Origin of the sequence: Synechococcus sp. MIT S9508 (assembly GCF_047303045.1) — a bacterium.
Lineage (GTDB): Bacteria > Cyanobacteriota > Cyanobacteriia > PCC-6307 > Cyanobiaceae > Synechococcus_C.
The window spans coordinates 1,033,116-1,057,699 of the sequence record NZ_CP138941.1; the positions used below are offsets into that span (position 1 = coordinate 1,033,116).

Genomic DNA, 24,584 nt, shown 5'->3' on the forward strand with positions numbered 1-24,584 from the left:
GCGTGTCCCAACCAATGTCGACGCCCACACCATACGGCCGTTGCGCTGTGCTGCCAGCTGCCAGACATCAGACCTCGTTTCCGTATCAACACTCATGACCTTGTCGAGTGACCTCGGCTACCAGCAAAGAAGAAAGGGTTCGTGGTCATGGTGCGAATCAGGCAACGACAGGGGCGCCACTTCATGGATGAAGAGGGCCGCATGTTCTGGATCAATGGTCCGGAGAACTTCTGCTATCTCTCAGAACAGCGTCAGTGGCGTTGCGGTCTGAGCTTTCAGGAGGTTCTTGAGTGGAAGCAATGTGCTCCTTCAGGGCTAGTGAGTCAGCGCTTCAGCTCACTACAGGCCGCCTGCGAGGCCTTCGAGCACAACCGGATTTTTTGGTCGCATGATCTTTACCTGCGTCGCATGGGTGACCAGATGGCCTTGCATCGCTCAGCGGACGATTACCGCCCCACCGTGATGAAACTGGCGGAAGCCTCTGGTCGAGCAGTGAGACCAGCGCCGTGGAGTGGTCGCCCCTCCACGCCATTGAGCTGTCCTGTTCCCTTGACGAACTCCAACGTGGGTGTGGTTGGTGACTCTGGCGGAGAACTGACGCATCCTCGTCGTCGTCGCCGTTCTCTCAGGGAACCAGTTCACTGAGTTCCAGCCAGCGTTCTTCACTGGTTTCGAGCGCTTCCAGCAGGCTGGCCAGATCGTGGCTCAGGCTGGTGAGATCGCCCTGGCCGCTGGAGATGGCTTGCTCGAGGTCTGCTTTGCGCTGCTCCATCTGAGGTAGTTCATGTTCCAGTGATTCCAGTTCTCGTGATTCCTTGAAACTGCGTCGACGTGGACCCTGGTTCTTCGAAGCCAGCTCTTTGCTGGTTTGCTCCCCATTGGAGCGATTGCGGTTGCCTTCAGCCGCGGCACTCTTTTCTTGGTTCCGGCGATGGTCAAGAAAGGCGCTGTAGTTGCCTTCAAAACGCTGCAGACGTCCTTGCTCGAAGCAGAACAGACGATCGACGGTTCGATCCAGAAAGTAGCGGTCGTGAGAGACCACCACCACACAGCCGCGAAAGTCTTCGAGCAGGTCTTCCAGAACGCTCAGCGTTTGAACATCGAGATCGTTGGTGGGTTCATCCAGCAGCAAAACGTTGGGAGCCTGAATCAGCATTCGACACAGACTCAGCCGTCGTCGCTCCCCTCCTGACAACTTGCTGAGCGGACTGTGCTGCTGAGCGGGCGGGAATAGAAATCGCTCCAACAGCTGGGAGGCACTCAGTTGCTCTCCTCCTAAATCAATTCGAGATGCGGCCTCTTCGACAAATTCGATCACCTTGCGCTCGAGTCCACGCCCTTCTGTGAGTGCATCGGTGTGCTGGTCGAGATAGCCGAGATGCACTGTTTCCCCAAGGCGGAGACTGCCAGCAGTGGCTTGCCGCCGTCCGGCGATCAGGTCCAGCAGGGTGGATTTGCCGCTGCCATTGGGTCCGATGATCCCGATCCGATCCTCGGGACTGAAGCTGTAGGTGAAATCCTTCAGAAGGACCGGGCCGTCGGCCTGGCCATCTGCGGTGACCGTCAGTTGCTCAGCTTCGATCGCGAGCTTGCCGATCCGACGGCTGACGCTGCTCATCTCCAGTTGGCTGCGATTGGTTTTCGGGTGTGCTGCCCGCATCTCCTCGATTCGCTGAATGCGAGCTTTCTGCTTGGTGCTCCGCGCCTTCGGGCCCTGACGCAGCCAGGCCAGTTCCCGTCGCATCACGCTCTTGAATCGGGCAGCTTCAGCGGCTTCTGAGACCTCCTGGTCAGCTTTGCGCTGCAGATAAGCGCTGTAATTCCCATCAATGCTGGAGGCCTGTCCCCGCTCCACTTCCACAATTCGGCGTGTCACACGGTCGAGCACATAACGGTCGTGTGTAACGAGCACCACAGCTCCTGGGTACTGATCCAACCAGCTCTGCAGCCATTCCACAGCAGCTGCATCCAGATGGTTTGTCGGTTCATCCAGGAGAAGCACATCTGGGCCGGCAACCAGTGCCGAGGCCAGGCCCACTCGCTTGCGATAGCCCCCGGATAAATCCTCCACCGGGCGGTGTAGATCGCTGATTCCTAGGCGCTGCAGCACCTCCTGGCACTGTTGCTCAAGCCCCCAGGCTCCCTCCTCGTCCATGCGTTCGCTCAGAGCACCGAGTTTTCGCATCAGCGTTGTGTCATCAGGAGACTGGGCCACCGCCTCAGAGACGGCGCTGAAGCGCAGCAGGAGCTCCCGCTTTTCTCCACAGCCGGCCAGCACCTGTTCCAGCACGGTGAGCCCAGGCTCCACCGTGCTGTCCTGACCAACCAGCTCAATTCTCAGACGGGAGGAGCAGCGCCGCTCTCCGCCTCCAAGTGGTTCCTTTCCTGACAGAACCCGCAGAAGAGTGGATTTACCGGCTCCATTCGGTCCGATCAATCCAACCCTGTCCCCTTCACGGATATGCAGCGTGAGGTCCTCGAACAGGGTTCGGATGCCGAAATCTTTGGAAGCATCAACCAGGCTGATCAGACTCACGAGCCTCCGACCTCGCGCTGGGCGTCCAGATAAGCAAACACGCTCTTGTCTCCGACATCGGCTGCTGCCTCCATGCCGAACTTCCGCACGGCGAGCACGACCAGTAGCAGCCCCGCGACCAGCACCAACATCCCGCAAGGGCCGTTGCCAATCAGCCCCAGCAGCCTTCCCAGAAGAGCGACAGGAAGGAGCAGTGTGAGGCCCACGGCCTCCGGACGACGGAAGCAGAAGAATTCCTTGAAGCCTATGCCGGTGAGAGCCGCAAACATCGGTCCAATGGCCAGGAGCCATCGGGGCTGGCTTGCCAGCGTGTCGAGGGCTTCATGGGCTGATGTCTGAAGCATCAGCACCAGCCAACCCAGACAGCCAAGCAGCCAAAACAGCTGCAGCGCGTGGTGGAGCGGCCGCAGATAAATATGAATCCACTGCAGGGCCAGCCCGAGGCTGATGCTAAGAGGCAGAAGCCAAAGCCAGGCCCAATGCCCCCCAACCAGCCACCATTGCAGCAGCCCTGCGCTCAGTGAGATGCCGCTGACCAGCAGACAGATCCTGTAACGCTGAACCTCCTCTCTGTCCGTCGACGTGATGGTGAAAGGTCCATACATTCCGTCGAACTGGGGATCGGCGGTTGTCATGGCAGGGGAATGGTGCTGTTAACCAGTGTGCTCAGCTTCGGGCCTTGCGGAACGATTCCGCCGGGATTCAGAGGAAAGAGGGCGCCGAAGTAGTCATGGCGCCAGGCTGCTGCGTCGCAGGTGGCGTCCACTCCAGGCAAAGCCATGAACCGTTGTCGCCATTTCCACAGTTCAGGCAGCATCCAAAGGGGTTTTGCGCTACATCCGAACAGGGGGGCGTAGACAGCCTCCCAGCGAATCAGGGTTGGGAACAGGCGCACGTCGGCAAGGGTCAGGGTCGTACCGCAAAGCCATGGACCATCCTGCCTGAGACTTCGTTCAAGCTTCTCAAGAGCATTAGCCATGGCGGCACTTGCCTGGTCATAGGCCGACTGGTTCCGGGCAAAGCCGCAGCGGTAAACCCCGTCGTTCACAGCTGGCTGTAGAAGCTGCTGCCAGCTTTCAATCCGTTCCTGCAGGCTGACAGGAGCCAGGTCTGGGGCTTCAAGTGCTGTAGGCCAGCGATTCAGAGCCGAGCTGAGTGGCGTGCTGTCGTTGCCGAGAAGCCGTGGCTGGTGTTGTTCGTTGCGGCCAGGATCCACCAGCACCGGCACCGTCGCTCGCAGACTGGGTTCCGCCCCGCAGCGGCGATACAGCTCTAACAAACTAGTGCAGCCCAGCCAGCTGGGATCCAGTCGCCATCGTCCCTCCTCGTGGTCAGCCTTGACGGTGATCACCTCGAGACTGCTCTCAAGACCTCGCAACTTCACCATCAGCCAGGCGCGGTGTGCCCATGGACAGCTGCGTCCGATCAGCAGCCGCGGTCGTCGGTTTGGGTCTCGCTCCTGCAGATCCTCTGCCTCCGGGACCGACGTTTGCATCGGAGCGCTGTCTGGCCGTTGGTAGTTGCCCTGGTCATCCGCGGGCCCTAGCCCTGTCATCAGGCGTCGCCACTGCCACTGCCAGCCCTTTCGCACACTGCGAACGATCAGTGGAGGAATCGACATCACGGTTCCGTTTCAAGGGATTGTCCTTCAGGCTATGGATGAGTGCAGCGACCTGATGGCAAGCCCCCGAGTGCTGGTGGTGGCTGGTACCCACGGCAATGAAGTCAATGCTCCCTGGCTTCTGGAGCAATGGGCTGTTCAGAAGGAGCTGATTGACGCGTGTGGATGTGTCGTCCAAACAGTGATTGGTAATCCGGAGGCCCGCGCCGTGGGTCGTCGTTATTGCGATCGCGATCTCAATCGTTCCTTCCGTCCCGATCTCCTGCAGCAAAGCGCGACCAACCCCGAGCAGTGCGATCGTGAAATGCTTAGGGCTCTGGAACTGCAGCGCAAGTTCGGGCCTGAGGGCCAAACACCCTGTGACCTGGTGTTTGATCTGCACAGCACCACAGCTGCGATGGGTAACTGCCTGGTGGTGTACGGCCGCAGGCCAGCTGATCTGGCCCTAGCTGCGCTGGTCCAGTCATCGCTGGGGCTGCAGATCTATCTGCATGAAGCCGATGTCGCGCAACAGGGTTTCATGGTGGAGCGCTGGCCTTGCGGACTTGTGATTGAAGTGGGGCCAGTGCCTCAAAGTGTTCGCAGACATGACATCGTTCAACAGACGCAGCTGGCGCTTCAGGCGGTGTTTCAGGCCATTGCTGATGTTGTCTCCGGCGAAGCCAGCTATCCCCACCAGCTTGTGCTTCACCGTCATCTCAAAAGCCTTGATCTGCCTCGACAGGCCTCAGGTGAAGCTGCAGCCTTGATTCATCCACAGCTGCAGGATCGCGATTGGATCCCCCTGCGCTGCGGTGATCCTCTGTTTGTTTCGGCTCAGGGAACAACCATTGCCTATGAGGGACCGGATGGAGTGATTCCCGTCTTCATTAATGAAGCGGCTTACGCGGAAAAGGCCATTGCCCTCAGCCTCACGAGCCGCGAAGAATGGCCTCTGTCCAAGAGCTGGACAGAGGCCCTTGCCCTCCTGTTGAACGGGAATCAGCGCGGCGATCCGTTGTAAATGATGCTGAGGACACTGCGACCGTCTGGAGCAATCTGAATTTCGGTTTCCGTGGTGGCAGCGCTGCCGTCTTCAGGCCAGCCAGGATTTCCACCAAGGAAGCTGAAGGTGTAACCGCTTGGAGAGTCATCGACAAGACAATCTCCGCCGCCCGAGCTGGTCTTGAACATGCAGGGCTGGGGGCGGTAGACGCTGAGCCCACCGTTCTCGGTCACAGCTGTGTTGCGCGCCAGATTTAAGGCACGCACCTGGGATGCTGGCAATGGTGCCTGTGCCATGACTGGAGCGCCGGCAAAAGCCCCTGTTCCAGCGATCACAGCCAGGGCGGTTAAGGAAGAGAGGTTCATGACCTTGGTTAAGACTCTTCTATCGGAGACAGAGCAACAGCGTCTGTCAACTAATCCGTTGTGGTCTGTTGACCGGGGATTCAGGGGATCGGACCGTTGTAAGGAACAGCCAGGATCCGCTCTCCGTCTTGTGAGACGAGCACTCTCGTTTCCAAAGTGGGACGCGGGGGTGATTGCTGCTGCCAGCCTGGTGGGCCGCCGAGGAAACCGAACAGAAACCCCTGATCCGATTTGGAGATCAGGCATGAGCTTGCCCCTGTCTCATACATGCATGCTGCGGCGCGGTAGGACGCGAGCCCACCGTTCAAAGACTCCGCTCGCATCCTTGCGAGGTTCGCTGCCTTCGGCTGTGCGACTGGCAAAGAGGGTGCCGCTTGCACAGCACCGATGCTTCCCAGGCAGAGCGCAAGCCCGGTGGCGGTTGTCAGCAGTCGGTTCATGGGTTTCCTGTCTGCGCTCACAGCCTGATGCCCATGGTTCGTGAATGGTGTTTCTCGGGACTGGGAAGGCATGTCTCGCTGTGACTGGTGATCCAATTCACTCCCTAGAGATTTATCCACAGGCCCATGTGCCCTGTTCGAGCGTGCAGGGCAAGCTGCTGACCTTGCCATTTTCCCAATAGATCCTCAGCCGATCGTCGGCGGTGCCGCTGCGGAAGGTGATGGATTTGATCGGCCCGGGTGGGACACGCTCTCCACTGTCATCACTACCAGGCATGTTTTTGCTGACTCGTCGTTCAAGCTGGTCGACACGGTTTTGCAGCTCACTGATTTGCGCGTCGCGACTGATGTTGGTTGATGGCTGAGTGTCAGCCCGTTTCTGGCAGGCACTGGTCAGAGCCGCTGTCATGAAGACGGTGAGAGCCATGGCCAGCGATCGAACGGCGGGGGCTGAAGAGGGATGCATGACCGCGGCGTTATGGATTGATTCAGTGTGGGTGTTCAGCCAGTTTCGACCAGTCGTTCACTCCAGTAAACGACTGCGCCCTGAGATTCCAGTTCATGACGCCTGTGGCGCGCTGCCTTGGTGGGAACGGTTTCCTCAAGACGCTGTCCTGCGATCAACCAACGAATGAGGACCACAGGTGTCTCCTGAGACGCAGCCTGAGAACCTTAAGCGATCCTTTAGGGGCTTTGGCTTTGGGCGGGCCGTGCCTGAGCGAGGTCTCAATGGTTCTTCACGTCGGCTTCATAAAGCAAGCGACATCTTGCGCAATGTTGCTTTACAATCATGCTTGGCAGGGCTTCCTGCCCTTCCGTAACCGTCTCCTCGGAGACATTCTTTCCCGTTCTCATGACCACCACCATTCAGCAGCGCTCCGGCGCTAATGGCTGGCAGCAGTTCTGCGAGTGGGTCACCTCCACCAACAACCGCCTCTATGTGGGCTGGTTCGGTGTGCTGATGATCCCCACCCTGCTGGCTGCCACCACCTGTTTCATTGTTGCGTTCATCGCAGCACCCCCCGTCGACATCGACGGCATCCGTGAGCCCGTTGCTGGCTCCTTGATCTACGGCAACAACATCATCTCTGGTGCTGTTGTTCCCTCCTCGAACGCCATCGGCCTTCACTTCTATCCCATCTGGGAAGCTGCTTCTCTCGACGAGTGGCTGTACAACGGCGGTCCTTACCAGCTGGTTGTCTTCCACTTCCTGATCGGCATCTTCTGCTACATGGGTCGCGAGTGGGAACTCTCCTACCGCCTCGGCATGCGCCCCTGGATCTGCGTTGCTTACAGCGCACCTGTGGCTGCTGCCTCCGCCGTGTTCCTGGTGTACCCCTTCGGTCAGGGTTCCTTCTCTGACGGCATGCCCCTGGGCATCTCTGGCACCTTCAACTTCATGTTGGTGTTCCAGGCCGAGCACAACATCCTGATGCACCCCTTCCACATGCTTGGTGTGGCTGGCGTCTTCGGTGGTTCACTGTTCTCCGCCATGCACGGTTCACTGGTGACCTCCTCCTTGGTTCGTGAAACAACCGAGAACGATTCACTGAACTATGGCTACAAGTTCGGCCAAGAGGAAGAGACCTACAACATCGTGGCTGCCCACGGTTACTTCGGTCGCCTGATCTTCCAATACGCGTCGTTCAACAACAGCCGTAGCCTGCACTTCTTCCTGGCTGCCTGGCCCGTTGTCGGCATCTGGTTCACCGCCCTTGGCGTGTCAACCATGGCCTTCAACCTGAACGGTTTCAACTTCAACCAGTCCATCCTTGATGGTCAGGGCCGCGTCCTGAACACCTGGGCTGATGTGCTGAACCGCGCCAACCTCGGCATGGAAGTCATGCACGAGCGCAACGCTCACAACTTCCCTCTCGACCTGGCTGCTGCTGAGTCCACTCCTGTGGCTCTGCAAGCTCCCGCCATCGGCTGAGGCTGAAGTCTCCAAGAGATTCAGCTTTAGCTGAATCGGACAGCCCCCTCGGGAGAGGGGGCTTTTTACTGGCTGGCTGGTCGGTCAGTGAGCTGCTGGATCAGTGAGCTCTCAGATCAGTCATTCAGTGATCCGCTTTGCCATTGCAGGCTTCTGCGGAGAGCCACGGGAAAACCAGAAACACTCACCTGCGCAGGCAGACCATCACTGTCCATGGGCTGCATGGTGTTGAGATCAATGGTTGTTTCCCGAATCAGCTTCGAGGGTCGAGACCACTCAAGAAGCGTCAGAGATGGTGGTGAAGTCACACTGCTGCCGATGATCTGGCGTGGTCCGCTGCCCATTGCTCCCAGGCTTAGCAGCCGTAAACCCATTGATTCAGAGGGGTACCAGGCGTGGTGGTGACCCGAGATCACCAGATCAACCCCACCCCTCCGCATCAAACCGGCCAGCTCCTGTGGATTGGCTATGCATTCTCCAGAGCGCGCCCTTCCTTCGCTGAAGGCTGTGAGCGGCAGATGGCCCATCACCATGCAGAGATCGTCAGGTTGGCGATGGGTGGAGTTCAATGCTGCCTCGATCCATCGTCGTTGTGAAGAATCAACGTTGGCTGAAGAGGCATCGATTACGACCAAAAACAGTCCAGGACGTCTCCATACGTACTGAAAGGGAAATCGCTCGCTTTGTATGAACCCGGATTGCAGATCTCCGCGATTCTCGTGCCAGAACAGATCAGCCTGCTGGCGCTCACGCCCATAGATCCAGCCTCCTTGATCTTGTTGACTCGATCCATCGTGATTGCCAATGGCGGGGAGCAAAGGAATCCCTGCTTGTTGAAGCGGTGCTCGAACCGTTTGATCAAGACCAGTCCACATCGCTTTGAGCTGGCTGTTGGTCAGCGATCTTTTCTGGCCAGCCACCATGTCTCCAGCACAAAGCACGAGGTCGGGTTGTTGCCGCAACAGCAACGCCACTCCACGCTCAACGGCCCTGCTGTAACTCGTACTTCCGTAGGAACCGTTGAGGTCGCTGATCAAGCCCAGTTTCAACCCGTCAAGGGTCTGAGTGGTGACTGAGCCCAGCTGTTGTGATCCGGTTTTTCGCGACAGGCCATCCAGGATGCCGCCTGAAAGAGCTGCGCCAGCGATCAGCCTTAGAAAAGTTCGGCGTCCGGTCGGGTTCATCTGCCGAGTTTATGGCCGGAATCAATGCATGGATGGCATCAGATTCCGGATGATTTGCTGAAGGTTGAGTCCTGTAATCCCTTCAGCAACTGGCAAGAAGATGGTGTCCACTCAGCAAAACTGTCATGGGGTATCGAACGCATTGCCGGAATTTTGTGACAGCGGATTGTTTTCGGGCTGGCCAGCCTCAGCCTGTTTGATTGGTGAGGGTCGTTCGATCTCAGACTGCTCGAATTCCTGAGCAGGAGGAATCATTTTTTTCGGCCCAACCACATCGACAGCGGTGCGTTGGACGACAAGCTGGTAATTACTCTGTAAGAGTTTGTTGATCTCCTCTTGTACCAAGGTGACCTGTTTGTAGCTCGGAAGGTCGGGATCTGTCACACGAACAATGATCCGAATAATGCCTTCTTCTTTATTCTTACCCTTTTGGGTTGTTTTCCAGTCAATGTCAACATGCTCCACATCAACTAATTCCGAATCGCTGAAGGTCAGAGTTTCATTGACAAGAAATTTACGGACCGTTTGTTCCACCATGGATTGCCTATTTTCTCGATTGGCTTGAGTCAATAATCCGATGAAGCTGCCTCCCAGTGGAATCAGCAACAGGCCTGTGAGTGTGAAGCTGGCCACACTGAGTCGACTTCGGATCAGCTCATGGCGGAATTCGGGGTCTTTCCAGGCCATCAGGACCAACCCGCCCGTGAGAATTCCCAGAAGATTGGTGGCGAAAAGCAATCCAGCTCCGCGGGCATCACTCCAGCTTTGGTGAGAGAGCAACAGTCCCATCACGCAGACAGGAGGCACTAGAGCCACGGCGATTGCCGTTCCCGCCAGCGAACTCACCGCATCGCTTCGCAACTTCGCATAGGTCGCTAGACCTCCTGCCACGAGTGCGATTCCCAGATCAAGCAAATTGGGCGAAGTCCTGGCCAGAACCTCAGTCCCGAATTGTGGCAAGCCAGTGACTGAACCGAGCAGAAAGGAGAGCATCGTGGTGCTCAAAACCCCCACCAGCAGAGTGCGCAGAGATCGACCCAGCAGCCTTACTTCCCCCAGCAGGATGGCGAAGGCTGCGGCCCTGAGAGGCATGATCCATGGAGCCACCACCATGCCGCCGATGACCACTGCAGAGCTGTTAGCAAGCAGGCCCAGGGTCGAGATCAGGCTTGCTCCAATACTGAGCACAATGAACACCTCGTCCAAGGTGGCATCGCGCATGTGACTGCGACGTAGTTGACTGATTTTGCGGCTGGACAAGCTGCCCGACTCCATGAACTCGTCAATGGTGAGGGCAGTCTGATTGTTGGCGCTCACCTGTTCAGGTTCGAGTGACGCAAAGAGTTCCGATCTAAGGATTCACGAATTGTTCTGAGCTTTTCAACGGTTGGTTGTCTGCTGTTATGTGCATCACAAGCTGAGCCGACGACTCAACGAATGCAATGACGTCACTGCTGTACATCGTTTTATGAGTTTTTCTGGATTTTCGGAAGGTCGTGCTTTTGCCACAGCTTTTGGCAACGAGCGCTGGGGAGAGTTCACTCAGCCAAAATCAAGGGTGATCGTATTCGCCAGTACCAACTTCCAAATCATTAAAGATTTGATTGCTGTTGCAATGGTGAATTCCAGCAGTCCTTCCATTAAGTTATGGAGCCGTCTTCTGCGCGATGTCTCCCTCTGATTTGTCTTCTTTGGAGTGGGAGGCAGATGGTGAAATGTCTGCCCAAGACACCTGGGATCTTGTGAATCGTTTAGCGAAAGTTGAAGAACAGGAAAAAGCATCGAGTTTGTTGCAGCTGTCTTCAAAGCACAGCCATTCCAAAGGAAGGAAGTCTCAGCTTGAGAACTAATTCGGCAGCGGTCAAATTTTAAAAAATAATGTATGTTTCTAGGATCGATATAGAAAGACTATAAAGTAGCAATTTGATGTGAATTAGCACCATTCTTTTTTATTGGCTCGCTCCTAAATTGCATTGTTTTGGGTGTAATGAGAGTGACTCGTTTCATGTCCTGCCTTAATCGAAATCGATGTGCGGATCAGCCCAGTGCATAGGAAGGCTTGAAGTTAGAAGGTTGATTTTGCAACGATTAAAGTTCGCTTTAGCTTTGAGCTAATTGAGGTTGCTACTTAAACTCTCAACCATTCCTTCTGTTGTCTCTATGGGGATCAACTGTCCTGTGAAGTCACAGGGAACGTTTATTTGCGACGCTTGGTAAGATCACCGAAGTCATCGTCGTTGGGTTGCATGAATTGCCAGACGACTGGCACCGTGAACACCACAACAAGCCCGATGGTGGCCCAAATTGCAACGGTGTAGTCACCCATTGAATCTATTCCTGCAGCGGTGACCATAACGGGAAACCGTCTGAACAGGCCATCATCCGTAGTCCATGATTCCCAGCCAGTGAGGATGCGATGCCTTGATCGCGCTGCTATCCATTGTCTGGATTCAGTTGGTGCCCTTGTGTGGTCTTTATCCGCCGACGCTTCCAGGAGGTGTGTGCATCGCGCTTGGCGTTCCTCCTCAGCAGGCTCTCCAATGCTTGGAGCCATGACTTATGGGGCTTGAGTCGTGCTCTTGTGGGCAGTGCGGTCTTCCCGGGACAAGTTGTTCGGCATTCACCTCTACATGTCCCACTGGATCGATTAAGGTTGAAACACGTTGGCCCTAAGAAGGGCGCAGTTCGATCTCAAGCAGGCAACGGGGTTTGAGGCGCTGTAGGAGGTTCTAATGAACACCCTCGCAATAATCAAAGAAAAAGAGCTCAAAGCTCGTCGTCTTCATGACGCTCAGCATTCTTTTGCTGCTTCGTCTGAGGGTTGTGATGTCACGTCGGCACACATGTCACCCACCAAGCTGGTGGATTGCGCGATCTGATTTCAGTGATCGGATTTCGTGAATCCTTGCCCCGTCAATGCGGGGCTTTTTTTTATGCGAGCAAACTTGCTTCGTGCTCATTGCCGACGGACGATATCTGAGTGGCTGTCTTGATTGTGTTCGTTTAGAACCCTCCGAACCGAAGGCACACTTCCAAGGCTCCAAGTCCGAACAGGAACGTGCCACCAAGAAACGCCAATTCTTTTTTACTCTTGGCCATGGGTCGAAGGGCGGGGCCCAGAAACAACGTTGGGCCAAATCTAAAGGAAATCTGAAGGCCTAGCATTTCGAAAGGTTGCCGTTTCAGAGCTCCCTCCTTCCTGTGTTGCACAGGTTCATGACATAAGCTTCACAAACCAGCTGGTTTGTGGTGTTGCTTGACAGATCTAAATACTTTTCAGAAGGAATAATCTGGAGCTACCAACCATTGCGCTGAAATTTCAGGAGAGGCTGCGGGCTGAGCTGTTTGGGTTGGGCCACGATCTCTCTAACCCGTGCCTCAGCTCCAATCCGATCTCTTAGACGCGGATGCATGGAAGCCGGAGCTGCAGGCAGAGCAGGATGAAAGAAGGCGAGACGGTCTGTTTTGGTTGGGCGTCAAAAAACCCTGTTGCAGCCGAAGTCTTCGACTGCAACAGGGTTCAACACCGAAGCCGATGACCTGACTTGAACAGGCGACCCACGCTTTACGAAAGCGTTGCTCTACCGGCTGAGCTACATCGGCGGCCTTAGGAAATTAACATTCAGGTTCACGCAAACAGCTTTTGAGCGCTGAACCCGAGGGAGATCAGGGGTTGGACCCGGCCATGCGGGAACGGCTGCTGCGTGAATCACGCACCCCCTGGCGTGGGCTGCGACGGTTGCTCTGGATCGCCTTGTTCGCTTCCGGAGGTCTCGGCCTCTTCGTGATGAGCTTCAGCATCAGTGCTGGCACCAGTGATGTTGGGACTGACCTGGCCATTCAGGTCGGGGCTGTGGTCCTCTTCGGGGGATTGCTCTGGTTCGATCGTGATCGGGGCGACGGCTGAAGCTATTTCATCGTCGTTTTCTGCAGAGCTGATTTTGCTCTTTTCCGAGCTCTGTTCAAGTAAGTCTGAATTGGCTGCCGTCTCTGCGGATTCTGGTTGAGAGTTCGGTTTTGAATCGAGAGCTGGTTTCTGAGTTGATTGCTGATCAGTTTCAGCATTGCTGCCGGCGACATCGCTGTATGAAGCGCCCTCGCCATTCTGATAGTCGTCGTCGGGCTCTTTGAGGAGCTCTTGTTCAACGTCGATGGCTTCGACGTCAATAGAGGCCACTGCGTTATCCGCGTCTTGATCGTCTCCTGAGATGACCTCTTGATCCTCGTTGTTCGTTTCAGGCAAGTCCTCCATGACGATCTCATCAGCATCGGTTTCAGCAGGATCAGTTTGGGGATCGGGCGCTGGATCAGGTGCTGATGGCTTGAGTTCGTCTTCGCTCTCGTCTTTGGGTGATGCCTTTGATGGCTGTCCACGTTTCTCTGCGGCCTCCCATTCCAGAAGCGGCGGTTGCAGCAGCCCAAGGCCAAGGGACAGGTGGGTGGTCTGCAGCTCGGCAGGGATGATTGGCGTGAGGTCTGCGAAGCTCTGGTCGCTGCGCGTTAACAGCCAGATGGCCTGGAAGAGCTGTTGCCATTGCCAGAGGATGAGTGTCAGCAACGGTCCAGCCAGCAGCAACGCCGTCAACCGGCTGCTGTTCTGCGTGGGCGAGAAGTTCACGACCAACAGAGCCGATTGGTCGACCCACCAAAACAGCGGCAGTAATAGCGCAATGCCGATGATCAAAGCTGCTTTCAGGCCAAGTGGCTGCTGAATGGCGCTGATGCGGCCTTGATCAAGACTTCGCTTGGCAGGCGCAATGCGAACCAGGAGCAGTGATGCCCAGTCGGCGGAGCGCCGCCACAGCAGCACGCCGGGTGCGACGACAGCCAGGCCCCAGATCAGCAGACGCTCGAGAGCTGGGACCGGACCGTATGCAGGTCCGGCCAAGATGAGCCTCATCAGCTCGAGCTCAAGAGGAATGACGGCTAGCGCCATCAACTGAAGCCAGAGCAGTGGCTCTCGGCGGCTGATCATCAGGTGGTGAGCTTGCGGCGCTGAGTCACCATCTTGAAGGCTTCGATGCGATCGCCTTCTTGCCAGTTAGCGAAACGATCGGTGCCCACACCACACTCGAAACCAGTGGCCACTTCTTTGACGTCGTCTTTGTTGCGACGCAGTGAGTCGAGATCGCCGGCATAGACAATCTCCTTGCCGCGGTGGACCCGAACCTTGCAGTTGCGCTGAATTTTGCCAGTGGTGACATAACAACCGGCCACAGCACTCTTGCCAATGGTGAACACGGCGCGGACTTCAGCTTCACCCAGGGCTTCCTCGACAAGCTCGGGTTCGAGAAGACCTTCCATCGCCAACTGGATATCTTCCAGCAGCTTGTAGATCACGTCGTAATCACGGACATCCACGCTGTTGGCATCAGCAGCCTTTCTGGCGCCTGAAGCCATCGAGGTGTTGAAGCCAATGATCACGGCTCCGGAAGCAGCCGCGAGGTCCACATCGGTCTCGGTGACTTCCCCAGGTGCTGAAAGCAGAACTCGCACTTGGACTTCGTCCTTGGGCAGCTGCTCCAGAGAACCGAGAATGGCTTCCACAGAACCCTGGACGTCGGCTTTGAGGATGAGGTTGAGCTCCTTGAGTTCTCCTTCATTGGCCTGTCCAGACATTGCCGTGAGCGAAACCCTGCGAGACGCCATTTGCTGGGCGAGGCGGGTCGCTCGGGCGTCGGAGGCTCGATCGCCGACAACGGCCCGTGCGGACTTCTCATCTGCGTAGACCTCAAATTCATCGCCGGCGGTGGGGACCTCGCTGAATCCGAGAGCTTCCACTGCGAAGGAGGGACCGGCGTCCTTCAGGCGCATTCCCGCATCGTCGACCATCGCCCGTACTTTTCCAAGCACTGGCCCAGCTGCCACCACATCACCTGTTCGCAATGTGCCGTTCTGAACCAGGAGCGTGGCCACAGGACCTTTGGCCTTGTCGAGGTGCGCTTCGATCACCGTGCCGCGGGCCATGCGATCGGGATTGGCCTGCAGGTCTTCTACTTCGGTGACCAGCAGCAGCATTTCCAGCAGCTTGTCGATGTTCTCTCCCTTGATGGCGCTCACAGGCACCATCACCACATCGCCGCCCCACTCCTCTGCAAGCAGGTTTTGTTCAGATAACTCCTGCTTGACGCGGTCAGGAGAGGCTCCTTCCTTGTCGATCTTGTTGATGGCCACCACGATCGGCACTTCTGCAGCGCGGGCGTGGCTGATGGCTTCAAGCGTCTGCGGGCGGACACCGTCATCGGCTGCCACCACCAGAACAGCGACGTCCGTGACCTTGGTTCCCCTTGCACGCATGGCCGTAAAGGCTTCGTGACCAGGTGTATCCAGGAAGGTGAGCTTGCGCGCTGCGTTGTTGTGTTCGATCTCGACCTGATAAGCACCGATGTGCTGGGTGATTCCACCGGCTTCTCCAGCGGCGACCCTTGCTTTGCGGATCGCATCCAGAAGACTTGTTTTGCCATGATCAACGTGGCCCATAACGGTCACCACGGGTGGACGTCGGATCAGGTGTTCCCGATCTGCTTCTTCGATCATCTCGACGGTCTTCTTGGCCGCCTCCTCAACGTCGTCTTGAAGGACCGGCACACCGAATTCCTCGGCCACCGTTTCGATCGTTGGCATATCCAGGGTCTGGGTGACCGTGGCGATGATCCCCTTGAAGAAGAGGGATTTGATGATTTCTGAGCTCTCCACGCTGAGCATGTCGGCGAGCTCCTGCACCGTGAGGTTGTCCTCCGGCACAACAATCATCTCCGGCCGTACTTGCTTGGCTTCTCGTGCTGCACGCAACTCCATGGCCCTGCGGCGCTGACGCTGGCGAGCGGTTTCCTTGCGCCGCTTGCGCATGGCCGCCACAGGTTTGGGTGTGGTTCTCTGCTGGGATTTGGGTTTGGCGGGACGAGCAAGGCTCGCCGACAACACCATGTTTTCCTGTTCACCGGCAAAACCACCGGTCTGCGCTGCCAACGAATCATCGTTTTCGCCGATGATGTGTACCTTCTGGCGTTGCTTCTGAGGAGAGCGATTGCGCAGTGCTTCGAGCTTTGCACTGTCATCCCAGTCGGGGCGGCCGGGGCGTCGTTGTCCGCCAGGACCTGCTCCAGGACGGAAGCCCGGACGACGTGGGGCCGTTGCAGGAGAGGGGGTTGGCCGATTAACCGGTGGTGTGGCCTTCGGGCCATCCCCACGGGGTGAGACAGGAGTGCCATCGGGACGGCGCGGTGGCGGTACGGCTGGTCGACCCGTGGGCTTCTGCAGTTGCATGAGCTCACCGGGAGCCACCGGTTTCCGCATGCCGGGCGGCATTGCAGGTCGATTGGAGCCAGCTCCACTGCGAGGCCCCGCACCAGGCCGCCCTCCTTCACCACGGTTGCTAGTGCTGTCGCGACGGATCGGCTTGCCCACCAACTCAAGGGTGCTTCCGGGGCGTCCGGCACCTGGGCGGCCAGATGGTGAACCCGGTCGAGTGGGTGCGCCTGGACGTTGTGCTCCAGCTGGCCGCTGGGGTGAGCCGGTGCGCTGACCAGCGGGAGCTCCGGGTCGGGGAGCCCTTGGTCTTGGGGGGGCACCTGTTCCAGGCCGCTTCGGTTGGGGGCGACCAACCATTTCAGGCTTGGCCGGCCTCTGCGGGGCTGGCACCGTTCGGTTCACCGGTGATTTGGGCTGGGGCCGTCCTGGCGGTGGAGGAGTTGGGCGCGCACCTCCTTCGCTTGGTGCCCGACGGATCGGCGCCGTATTGCGGGGTTTCGCTGCTGTTGAGGGTGAGGGCGCACTAGGTCTGGCCGGCGGCGCGGTTGGCCTGCTGGCGGTGCGATTTGGTGCTGGGGCAGCAGCGGGTCGAGGTGTCGGCTGCTGGGGTGCCTGAGATTGGCGTTCAACCGGTTTCTGAGCAGGCTGCTTCAGAGGAGGTTCCTTGCGAACCAGTGTCTGTGGTGGTGCTACGGGTTTTTGCGCCGTTGTTTTCGGGGGCGCACCGGCCTGAGGTGCTGCAGGTTTTGCAGGAGCGGCGGGCCTTGCAGGCGGTCGCTGGGGCGAAGCTGTAGCACGGGTGGGTGCTGCTGGAGCAGGAGCCGGTTTCGGCTGGGCTGGCTTGACTGGTGCAGAGGCTTCAACGCCGGCGGCCTTCTTCACCGAAAGGATTGACTTCCCTGGTGCGGGTTTCGAGGGAGCTGCAGCAGGACGGGGAGCACCACCGCTCTTCAACATCGTGCGGATCTTGCCTGCCTCGGATTCGCTGATCGAGCTGCTGTGGCTCTTGGCCGCAATGGACAGCTTCTCAGCGGCATCCAGCACGTCTTTGTTGTCCAGGCCAAGGTCCTTGGACAGCTCATAGATTCTGACTTTGCCGCTGCTGGTCATTCAGGTCTCCGGTCGGTCCGGGCACGTGGTGCTCGGGGCACCACACAAGGTGGGGCCAGTGTTCATCTTGCCTCAGCGGCTGATTCCTTGTTTGGTTTCAGCCGCGTTCTCAGCTCCTCAATCGCGCTGTCGGGCACCTGGCATCGCAGGGCTTTGTGCAGGCGTTTTCGGCGCTGTGCTTCCTCAAGACAGCTCTCCTTACGACAGAGATAGGCCGAACGACCCATGCCCTGATCCAGGAGAACCCCGTCCCGATGGTCGCGGATGACCCGCCAAAGAATGCTGCGATCAAACAGCTCTCGGCAGGCGACACACCGACGCAGGACAGGGCGTGAGGTGTTCACCGGGTTCCTTCCTCGTTGGAATCACTAACCACCTCTTCAGTCTCACCCTCTTCCTGGCCTGTGGCAGCGTCCGATGGCTCTGAGTCAGCGGCCTCTGATTCAGCTGACTCCTCGTAAATGTCAGCATCAGCCATTGCTTCGTCCGATTGTTCGCCGTACTCCTCCTCGTCTTCCGGCAGGGGATAGAGCTCGCGTAGGCGGGCATCTTCTTCCGCTCTGGCGGCCTGCTCAGCAGCGAGTCGTTCCTCGGCTTCATGCTGTAAGGCCTCCTCCTGCTCGCGTTGGGCTATCAGTTCCGAAACAACGGCATCCTCGGCGGCCTGGTCGTATTCGCTCGCGTTTTTAATGTCGATCTTCCAGCCGGTCAGTCGTGCTGCCAGCCGCACATTCTGACCTTCGCGCCCAATCGCCAGGCTCAACTGATCCGGAGGAACCAGCACGTGGGCATGTTGACCGACGGGGTCGACAAGCCGAACGACATCAACTCTTGCGGGACTGAGCGAATTGGCGATGTACTGGCCAGGATCCTGTGACCAGCGGATCACATCGATTTTCTCTCCGCGGAGTTCATTCACCACCTGTTGAATCCTGGAGCCGCGGGCGCCGATGCAGGCTCCGACAGGGTCCACCTCGCGCTCGATACTGTCCACGGCAACTTTGGTGCGGGGACCCACAGATCGTGAAGGGGGATTGGCTTCCCTCGCTACGGCAACGATGCGCACGGATCCTTCTTGGATTTCCGGCACCTCATTTTCAAAGAGATACACCACAAGACCGGCATTGGCTCGGCTCACGAACAGCTGAGGACCTCGCCTTGGCACCTCGCTGACCTCTTTGAGGAAGACTTTGAAGGTGGCGTTAGCGCGATAGTTGTCATTGGGTAGCTGATCACGACGAGGAAGCTCCGCTTCCACTTCAGGGCGCCCCAGGCCTGAACTCACAGCCATGATCACGGACTGGCGTTCGAAGCGGATCACTCGGGCCGTCAGGACTGGATCTTCAAGGTCGGCGAATTCTTCCTGAATCATGCGTCGCTGTTGATCACGCAGCTTCTGGGCCAATACCTGCTTGGTTGTGGCCGCAGCCATGCGGCCGAAATCCTCTTTTTCCGGTGTGACATCCAGGACAACCGTGTCTCCTGCCTGGGCGTCTTCAGCCACCTGCATCACTTCAGCCAGTGCGATCTGATGGTCTTCGCTCTCAACCTCCTCCACGATGATCTTGCTGGCGAGCACCCTGTAGCCCTCTTCTTCCAGATCGAGAGCGACGTCGAAATTACTGAAGTATTCCTCGTCGAACGGGTCTTCCCCAATGCCCAGATACAGAGTGCGGCGGTAGCGCTCATAGCCCTTGAGCAGTGCTTCCCGCAAAGCGGCTTCAACCACCTGCGGAGGAAGCTTCTTCTCCTCACTGATGTCATCAATCAGGTTCGTGAGGCCGGGAAGAAGAACGAGTGCCATGGCGGTGACGAGGAGGAGTGAAGGAGAGGAAAATCGGGAGCGGTTGTGATCTGGTCAGCCTGTGGGGCTTGTGAGTTCAACGCTGATCACTGAATCCCTCGGGATCCGTTTGACCCGGCCGCGCATGTTGATTTGCACGTGGTCTTCGGTGCGTTCCAGCAGGGTTCCCGACAAACGCTGCTCCCTGCCTTCGTCGTCCTGATGGACGACATCAACGGGATAGCTCCGGAAGGTCTGAAAATCCCTGTCCGACTGGAGCCTGTCCCCAATCCCGGGGCTGCTGATCTCCAGAACATAGGCCTCCGTGAGCAAAGCAGAGGCTTCGATGGCCTCTCCCATTGGTGCACTGAAACCAGCGCAGTCATCCAGGGAAACGTCATCTCCATTGCCGCGTCGGATCTGCACCTGCAGCGTCATCGGCTGCAAATGGGTCAGTACTTGGGCGCTAACCAGTGCAAATCCATGGCTTTCAGCCGTGGCCTTGGCCAAAGAAATGAGATCCGGTAGAAGTGGATGAGGCAAGGGCGAGGGAAAGGGTGGTCTCGGGCTCAGGCCCGATGGTGGATGCGTTGATCACCCTCCCGGAGAGAGGATCTCACCGGGCCGTGATTTCATTTTAAAGGATTGCCAACCCCCCAATTTCCGCGTGGAGTTCGCATACGTTTTGATCAATCCCTGCGGCTGAGCTCCGATCAGCCAATGGAAGGCCGACTCTGCACAGCTCTTCTGATGAATGACCCCAATTCTGGATTCGCTCTCGTTGATTCAGCCCAAATGTTCTGATTGGCCCCCTTAGCGTGAGCGCAGTTATTTCGCTCTTGTCTGTGGTTCCTGGCCGATTGTCCAAGCAATGGGTTCTCAGGTGGTTGGGAACCCTTTCCATTGCTCTGTCATTCATTTTCCTGCCGGCCAGGGTGCTTGCAGCCAATGCACTTCCCGGCACTCACAGTTTTGTGGCAGATGCAGTGCGCAACGTTGCTCCGGCAGTGGTCCGAATCGATACGGAGCGGGTCGTGGAGCGCCAGCCCTTTGATCCCAATCTGATCGACCCGCTGCTGAGGGATTTGCTCGGTGAGCCCGGCTATGGACCGGAGCGTCAGCGTGGTCAGGGCTCCGGAGTTGTGATCGACCGGGAGGGGTTGGTGCTCACCAATGCCCACGTTGTTGAGCAGGTGGAGGAGGTCAATGTCACCCTGGCCGACGGCGATCAACGGGATGGTGTTGTGATCGGGCGTGATCCAGTCACAGATCTGGCGCTGGTTCGGCTGGAGGGTGGTGAGTCTCCGAAGCCGGCCAGGCTCGGTGACTCCGATGCGCTGGATGTCGGTGACTGGGCCATTGCTCTGGGCACGCCCTATGGCCTCGAACGAACCGTCACCCTCGGAATTGTCAGCAGCTTGCATCGCAACATCAGCAGCCTCGGTTTCAACGACAAGCGTCTCGATCTGATCCAGACCGATGCAGCCATCAACCCGGGAAACTCAGGAGGGCCCCTGGTGAATGCTGATGGTCGTGTGATCGGCATCAACACCCTGGTGCGATCCGGCCCTGGCGCGGGACTTGGCTTTGCTATTCCCATCAATCTGGCGAGCCGTGTTGCTGAACAGCTGCAACAGGCCGGAGAGGTCGTTCATCCCTATCTCGGGCTCCAATTAATTCCTCTCACGGCGAGAATCGCCCGGGAGCACAACCGGGATCCCAACGCACTGGTTGAGCTTCCTGAACGTTCGGGTGCTCTGGTTCAGTCTGTTCTTCCTGACAGTCCTGCTCAGCGAGCCGGCTTGCGTCGCGGTGATTTGGTGGTCAAGGCAGGAGATGTTCCTGTGGATGATCCCCAGACACTGCTCCAGCAGGTCGATCAGGCTGAGATCCATCAGCCCCTCACACTGCAGATCATCCGTGGTGAAAAAGACCTTCAGCTGCCTGTCAAACCTGAACCGTTGCCGGGATTCGGCTGAAACTCTTGCTACGGTCTCGCCGGTTAAAACTTGAGCGATGTCAGATCTTCAGAACCAGATGAAACGGGCCGTCGCGGAAGCGGCGGTTGAACAGTTCCGTGACGGCATGATCGTGGGGTTGGGATCTGGTTCCACTGCAGCTCTGATGATCAAGGGGCTCGGGCAGCGCCTGGCATCCGGACAGCTCAAGGACATCGTCGGAGTCACCACGTCGTTTCAGGGTGAAGTGCTTGCTGCAGAGCTTGGTATCCCCCTGCGCAGCCTGAATGCTGTGGATCGGATCGATCTGGCCATCGATGGTGCCGATGAGGTGGATCCTGCGTTCCAGCTGATCAAGGGCGGCGGTGCATGTCACGTCCAAGAGAAGCTTGTCGCGGCTCGCGCTGAACGTTTCGTTGTTGTTGTGGACTCCACCAAGCTGGTGGATCGCCTGAATCTTGAATTTCTTCTGCCCGTTGAGGTTCTCCCCGGTGCCTGGCGTCAGGTCCAACAACAGTTGGCGGCGATGAATGGACAAGCCGAACTGCGCATGGCTCATCGCAAGGCCGGACCCGTGGTGACCGATCAGGGCAATCTCGTGCTGGATGTTCACTTTGAAGCAGGGATCATCAATCCTGTGGATCTGGAGCGAAGCATCAACAACATCCCCGGTGTGCTGGAGAACGGGTTGTTTGTAAACCTTGCTGATGAGGTGCTTGTTGGTGAAGTGAACGACGGTGTGGCCGGTGTTCGTCGATTGGACAAAGCAAGCTGATCGTCAGTCCAGCCGGACCTTCACCGAGTTTGCGTGGCTGTGCAGTCCTTCGCTGTCGGCGAGTTCCACCACAGCTCCGCCCGTGGCTTCAAGGGCTTCCCTGTTGAATTCGATCATTGAGGTGTGGCGCATGAAGGTTTCTACGCTCAGAGCGCCGCTGTAACGCGCTGAACCGCATGTGGGCAGGGTGTGGTTAGGGCCGGCGAGGTAATCACCGACCGCCTCGGGGCTCCAGGGACCGATGAAAATGGCGCCTGCCTGCTGAATGCGATCCGCCAACATCCTCGGTCGCTCGACAAGCAGCTCCAGGTGTTCCGGTGCAAATCGATCGCTGAGGCGTGCGCAGGTTTCAAGGTTGTCGCAGACCACGACCAGCCCCCACTGACCGAGGGATTGCCTACAAATGGCCTCACGGGGATGCTTGCTGAGTTGAGCTTCGAGCTCCGCAGGCAGGGCATCCGCCAGCGACTGGGATGTGGTGAGCAGGATGGCGGCAGCCAGTGGATCGTGTTCTGCTTGCGCCAGAAGATCCGAAGCGACTTGAGCAGTTTTGGCCGAGCCGTCGGCGATGACCAGCACTTCGCTGGGGCCAGCGAGAGAGTCGATTCCGACCTGCCCGTAGACCAGCTTTTTGGCGAGAGTCACGTAGAGGTTTCCTGGCCCACTGATGACATCGACGCGGGGGATGGTCTCGGTGCCCAGGGCAAGAGCCGCGACCGCTTGGGCGCCTCCGATTCGATAGACCTCCTGCACCCCTGCCAGGTGTGCTGCCGCCAGCACCGTGCGGTTTACCTGGCCATTCCGTCCTGCCGGAGTGACCATCACCACTTTTTCCACGCCGGCTGTTCTTGCAGGCACTGCATTCATCAGCACCGTGCTCGGGTAGGAGGCCCGCCCACCAGGTACATAGAGACCCGCAGCCTGCACCGGTCGCCATCGCCGTCCCAGTCGTTCGCCATGAACGCCCTGCACATCGAGATCCTGTGGCTTCTGACGCTGATGAAAATCCTGGATCCGACGATGGGCGAGTTCCAGGGCGTCTCTCAGATTTGAGGGGCTGCTCTCCCAGGCTTGTTGCAGCTCAATCGCTGGAACGCGCAACGGCTCCGGACGGAAACCATCGAACTGTTCAGTCAGCGCCATCAGGGCACGGTCGCCTTCATGGCGGACGCGTTCGATGATGGTTTCGACCGTTGCGGTTGCCTCCCTTTGGGCCTGGCCAGTGGTGCGGGTTGAAATCCGATCCAGTTGTTGCTCAGCCCCGGCTGCGCTCTCGAGGCACCTGGGCAGACTGCTCGCAGCTGGCTCTGTGCTCAGGGTGGTCATCAACGCCCGTCATCAGGTCTCTTCAAGCTAGGGCCACTGCGAATGACCTCGATGGGAACCAAGGGTCCCTGAGTTAAGGTTATGGATTGTCGATGAGAAATCCGCCTCTGTGGCCAATAACAAGTCCTCAAAGAAGCGCGTCGAGATCGCTGAGCGCAATCGCCTCGAGAACAAGGCCTATAAATCGGCCATGCGCACTCTGATGAAGCGTTGCCTGAGTGCCTGTGACGCTTACACCGCCACACCCGGCGATGAAGCGAAAGCCGGTGTTCAGACCAGTATGAATGCTGCTTTCAGCAAGATCGACAAGGCTGTCAAGCGTGGCGTGCTGCACCGCAATACCGGCGCTCACCAGAAAGCAAGACTGACGGTTGCCGTGAAAAAAGCGATTGATCCAGCTCCTGCTGCGGGCTGACTCGCGATGTCCGGGTCGGGTCTAAGGACTCAATCCCTGCAAAATGGATCCTGAAGGCGCGTTTCAGGATCCGATGACCACTCCGGTGTTAATCGACAGCCACTGCCACATCGTCTTTCGAACCTTCGAAGATGATCTTGAGGCTGTCGCCGAACGTTGGCGGGGGGCCGGTGTGACGTCGCTCCTGCATGCCTGTGTCGAGCCGAGTGAGATCCCGGCCATCCGCTCGCTGGCGGATCGATTTCCGGAGATGCGTTACTCCGTAGGTGTTCATCCATTGGATACCAAACACTGGAGTCAGGACACACCCGATGTGTTGCGCCTGGCAGCACTCGATGACAGTCGGGTGGTGGCCATCGGCGAGCTCGGTCTCGATCTTTTCCGAGACAAGAATTTGGATGAGCAGCTTGCGATCCTGCGGTCCCAGCTCGATCTTGCTGTGGAGCTCAACCTGCCGGTGATCATCCATTGCCGCGATGCGGCAGAGCCGATGTTGACGGAACTGCGTGCGCGACGGCTCGAGGGACGTTGTCCGGCCGGCGTGATGCATTGCTGGGGAGGAACCCCGGAGGAGATGCATCAGTTTTTAGAGCTGGGGCTTTACATCAGCTTTAGCGGCACCGTGACGTTCCCTAAGGCGGTGCCGACCCATGACTGTGCGCGGCAGGTTCCTCAGGATCGATTCCTGGTGGAGACCGATTGTCCGTTCCTGGCGCCGGTGCCTCGTCGGGGCAAACGCAATGAGCCTGCGTTTGTGGCTTCGGTGGCCACACGTGTTGCCGAACTACGCCAGCAGTCGCTTGAGCAGGTAGCCCAGGACAGCACTGCCAATGCAAGGCGTCTGTTCAGGCTTCCCTGACCTTGGAGGTTGCAGAAGCGCGAAAGTGTAAGATGACTTATTG

25 protein-coding genes, 1 tRNA gene and 2 pseudogenes are annotated in these 24,584 nt (G+C 57.9%); 10 read left to right on the forward strand and 18 right to left on the reverse strand.

Going from position 1 to position 24,584, the window contains the following annotated elements; translation table 11 throughout:
- Positions 1–183 precede the first annotated feature (183 nt).
- Entirely contained in the window at positions 184–645 is a 462-nt protein-coding gene (locus tag SIB42_RS05270; RefSeq protein WP_413328519.1) for a hypothetical protein, read from the forward strand.
- Here SIB42_RS05270 and SIB42_RS05275 read toward each other — a convergent pair.
- The 4 genes and pseudogenes from SIB42_RS05275 to SIB42_RS05290 form a co-directional block, all read right to left on the reverse strand.
- A complete protein-coding gene (locus SIB42_RS05275; RefSeq protein ID WP_413328634.1) occupies positions 626–2,038 on the reverse strand; it encodes an ABC-F family ATP-binding cassette domain-containing protein in 1,413 nt (470 codons plus the stop codon). The genes SIB42_RS05270 and SIB42_RS05275 overlap by 20 nt on opposite strands.
- Positions 2,036–2,470: pseudogene (locus SIB42_RS05280) on the reverse strand (ATP-binding cassette domain-containing protein); the annotation flags it as partial. The pseudogene SIB42_RS05280 and the gene SIB42_RS05275, both read right to left, overlap by 3 nt.
- Before the next feature lie 62 nt (positions 2,471–2,532).
- The gene (locus SIB42_RS05285) at positions 2,533–3,171 is read right to left on the reverse strand and encodes a DUF2301 domain-containing membrane protein (RefSeq protein ID WP_067096406.1); all 639 of its coding nucleotides are present in this window, start codon (positions 3,169–3,171) and stop codon (positions 2,533–2,535) included.
- The gene (locus tag SIB42_RS05290) at positions 3,168–4,157 is read right to left on the reverse strand and encodes a glutathione S-transferase C-terminal domain-containing protein (RefSeq protein ID WP_067096403.1); all 990 of its coding nucleotides are present in this window, start codon (positions 4,155–4,157) and stop codon (positions 3,168–3,170) included. The genes SIB42_RS05285 and SIB42_RS05290 overlap by 4 nt, the downstream gene beginning before the upstream one ends.
- Positions 4,158–4,212: 55 nt before the next feature.
- On the opposite strand from SIB42_RS05290, the gene SIB42_RS05295 reads away from it, so the two are divergent.
- Positions 4,213–5,160: an aspartoacylase gene (locus SIB42_RS05295; RefSeq protein WP_067096723.1), complete on the forward strand. Its 948-nt coding sequence runs from the start codon at positions 4,213–4,215 to the stop codon at positions 5,158–5,160.
- On the opposite strand, the gene SIB42_RS05300 is transcribed toward SIB42_RS05295, so the two are convergent.
- The 4 genes from SIB42_RS05300 to SIB42_RS05315 all read right to left on the reverse strand — a co-directional run bounded on the left by SIB42_RS05300 (position 5,139) and on the right by SIB42_RS05315 (position 6,589).
- Positions 5,139–5,507 (reverse strand): hypothetical protein, encoded by a 369-nt coding sequence (locus tag SIB42_RS05300; RefSeq protein WP_067096400.1) that lies wholly within the window; start codon positions 5,505–5,507, stop codon positions 5,139–5,141. The two genes, SIB42_RS05295 and SIB42_RS05300, sit on opposite strands and share 22 nt — an antisense overlap.
- An 80-nt stretch (positions 5,508–5,587) precedes the next feature.
- A complete protein-coding gene (locus SIB42_RS05305; RefSeq protein ID WP_413328524.1) occupies positions 5,588–6,019 on the reverse strand; it encodes a hypothetical protein in 432 nt (143 codons plus the stop codon).
- Between the two features lie 40 nt (positions 6,020–6,059).
- Entirely contained in the window at positions 6,060–6,413 is a 354-nt protein-coding gene (locus SIB42_RS05310; RefSeq protein ID WP_067096394.1) for a hypothetical protein, read from the reverse strand.
- Positions 6,414–6,448: 35 nt separating this feature from the next.
- Complete coding sequence (locus SIB42_RS05315) at positions 6,449–6,589, reverse strand: hypothetical protein (protein ID WP_197459903.1); 141 nt, start codon at positions 6,587–6,589, stop codon at positions 6,449–6,451.
- A 211-nt stretch (positions 6,590–6,800) separates the two neighbouring features.
- Here SIB42_RS05315 and psbA point away from each other — a divergent pair, with 211 nt between their 5' ends.
- Positions 6,801–7,880 (forward strand): photosystem II q(b) protein, encoded by a 1,080-nt coding sequence (gene psbA / locus SIB42_RS05320; protein ID WP_066904623.1) that lies wholly within the window; start codon positions 6,801–6,803, stop codon positions 7,878–7,880.
- Between the two features lie 116 nt (positions 7,881–7,996).
- Here psbA and SIB42_RS05325 read toward each other — a convergent pair whose 3' ends face one another.
- Entirely contained in the window at positions 7,997–9,064 is a 1,068-nt protein-coding gene (locus SIB42_RS05325; protein ID WP_067095656.1) for a metallophosphoesterase family protein, read from the reverse strand.
- A 123-nt stretch (positions 9,065–9,187) separates the two neighbouring features.
- The gene (locus SIB42_RS05330) at positions 9,188–10,381 is read right to left on the reverse strand and encodes a DUF389 domain-containing protein (RefSeq protein WP_369818454.1); all 1,194 of its coding nucleotides are present in this window, start codon (positions 10,379–10,381) and stop codon (positions 9,188–9,190) included.
- Between the two features lie 151 nt (positions 10,382–10,532).
- Between SIB42_RS05330 and SIB42_RS05335 the strand changes: the two genes are divergently transcribed.
- Entirely contained in the window at positions 10,533–10,745 is a 213-nt protein-coding gene (locus SIB42_RS05335; RefSeq protein ID WP_067095659.1) for a hypothetical protein, read from the forward strand.
- The gene (locus SIB42_RS05340) at positions 10,732–10,914 is read left to right on the forward strand and encodes a hypothetical protein (RefSeq protein WP_115125626.1); all 183 of its coding nucleotides are present in this window, start codon (positions 10,732–10,734) and stop codon (positions 10,912–10,914) included. The genes SIB42_RS05335 and SIB42_RS05340 overlap by 14 nt, the downstream gene beginning before the upstream one ends.
- Positions 10,915–11,261: 347 nt before the next feature.
- Here SIB42_RS05340 and SIB42_RS05345 read toward each other — a convergent pair whose 3' ends face one another.
- Positions 11,262–11,417: a hypothetical protein gene (locus SIB42_RS05345; RefSeq protein WP_231856422.1), complete on the reverse strand. Its 156-nt coding sequence runs from the start codon at positions 11,415–11,417 to the stop codon at positions 11,262–11,264.
- A gap of 1,177 nt (positions 11,418–12,594) precedes the next feature.
- Positions 12,595–12,667, reverse strand: a tRNA-Thr gene (locus SIB42_RS05350).
- Between the two features lie 82 nt (positions 12,668–12,749).
- On the opposite strand from SIB42_RS05350, the gene SIB42_RS05355 reads away from it, so the two are divergent.
- The gene (locus SIB42_RS05355) at positions 12,750–12,971 is read left to right on the forward strand and encodes a DUF3493 domain-containing protein (RefSeq protein ID WP_074160755.1); all 222 of its coding nucleotides are present in this window, start codon (positions 12,750–12,752) and stop codon (positions 12,969–12,971) included.
- Positions 12,972–13,484: 513 nt separating this feature from the next.
- Here SIB42_RS05355 and SIB42_RS05360 read toward each other — a convergent pair.
- From SIB42_RS05360 to rimP, 5 genes and pseudogenes are all read right to left on the reverse strand, one after another.
- A pseudogene (locus SIB42_RS05360) lies at positions 13,485–14,039 on the reverse strand (low-complexity tail membrane protein); the annotation flags it as partial.
- The gene (infB, locus tag SIB42_RS05365) at positions 14,039–17,425 is read right to left on the reverse strand and encodes a translation initiation factor IF-2 (protein ID WP_067095667.1); all 3,387 of its coding nucleotides are present in this window, start codon (positions 17,423–17,425) and stop codon (positions 14,039–14,041) included. The gene infB and the pseudogene SIB42_RS05360, both read right to left, overlap by 1 nt.
- 62 nt (positions 17,426–17,487) lie before the next feature.
- The gene (locus SIB42_RS05370) at positions 17,488–17,769 is read right to left on the reverse strand and encodes a YlxR family protein (protein WP_067095672.1); all 282 of its coding nucleotides are present in this window, start codon (positions 17,767–17,769) and stop codon (positions 17,488–17,490) included.
- Complete coding sequence (gene nusA, locus SIB42_RS05375; protein ID WP_067095675.1) at positions 17,766–19,229, reverse strand: transcription termination factor NusA; 1,464 nt, start codon at positions 19,227–19,229, stop codon at positions 17,766–17,768. The genes SIB42_RS05370 and nusA overlap by 4 nt, the downstream gene beginning before the upstream one ends.
- Before the next feature lie 54 nt (positions 19,230–19,283).
- Complete coding sequence (gene rimP, locus SIB42_RS05380) at positions 19,284–19,751, reverse strand: ribosome maturation factor RimP (RefSeq protein ID WP_067095678.1); 468 nt, start codon at positions 19,749–19,751, stop codon at positions 19,284–19,286.
- Between the two features lie 365 nt (positions 19,752–20,116).
- Between rimP and SIB42_RS05385 the strand changes: the two genes are divergently transcribed.
- Both SIB42_RS05385 and rpiA read left to right on the forward strand, forming a co-directional pair.
- Positions 20,117–21,187, forward strand: coding sequence for a trypsin-like peptidase domain-containing protein (locus tag SIB42_RS05385; RefSeq protein WP_067095974.1), 1,071 nt, complete (start codon positions 20,117–20,119; stop codon positions 21,185–21,187).
- A gap of 37 nt (positions 21,188–21,224) precedes the next feature.
- Complete coding sequence (rpiA, locus tag SIB42_RS05390; protein ID WP_067095681.1) at positions 21,225–21,941, forward strand: ribose-5-phosphate isomerase RpiA; 717 nt, start codon at positions 21,225–21,227, stop codon at positions 21,939–21,941.
- Between the two features lie 3 nt (positions 21,942–21,944).
- On the opposite strand, the gene hisD is transcribed toward rpiA, so the two are convergent.
- Positions 21,945–23,267, reverse strand: coding sequence for a histidinol dehydrogenase (hisD, locus tag SIB42_RS05395; protein WP_067095684.1), 1,323 nt, complete (start codon positions 23,265–23,267; stop codon positions 21,945–21,947).
- Positions 23,268–23,376: 109 nt separating this feature from the next.
- Here hisD and rpsT point away from each other — a divergent pair, with 109 nt between their 5' ends.
- Positions 23,377–23,682 (forward strand): 30S ribosomal protein S20, encoded by a 306-nt coding sequence (gene rpsT / locus SIB42_RS05400; protein WP_067095687.1) that lies wholly within the window; start codon positions 23,377–23,379, stop codon positions 23,680–23,682.
- 73 nt (positions 23,683–23,755) lie between these two features.
- Positions 23,756–24,541 (forward strand): TatD family hydrolase, encoded by a 786-nt coding sequence (locus SIB42_RS05405; RefSeq protein WP_067095977.1) that lies wholly within the window; start codon positions 23,756–23,758, stop codon positions 24,539–24,541.
- The last annotated feature ends 43 nt before the right edge of the window (positions 24,542–24,584 follow it).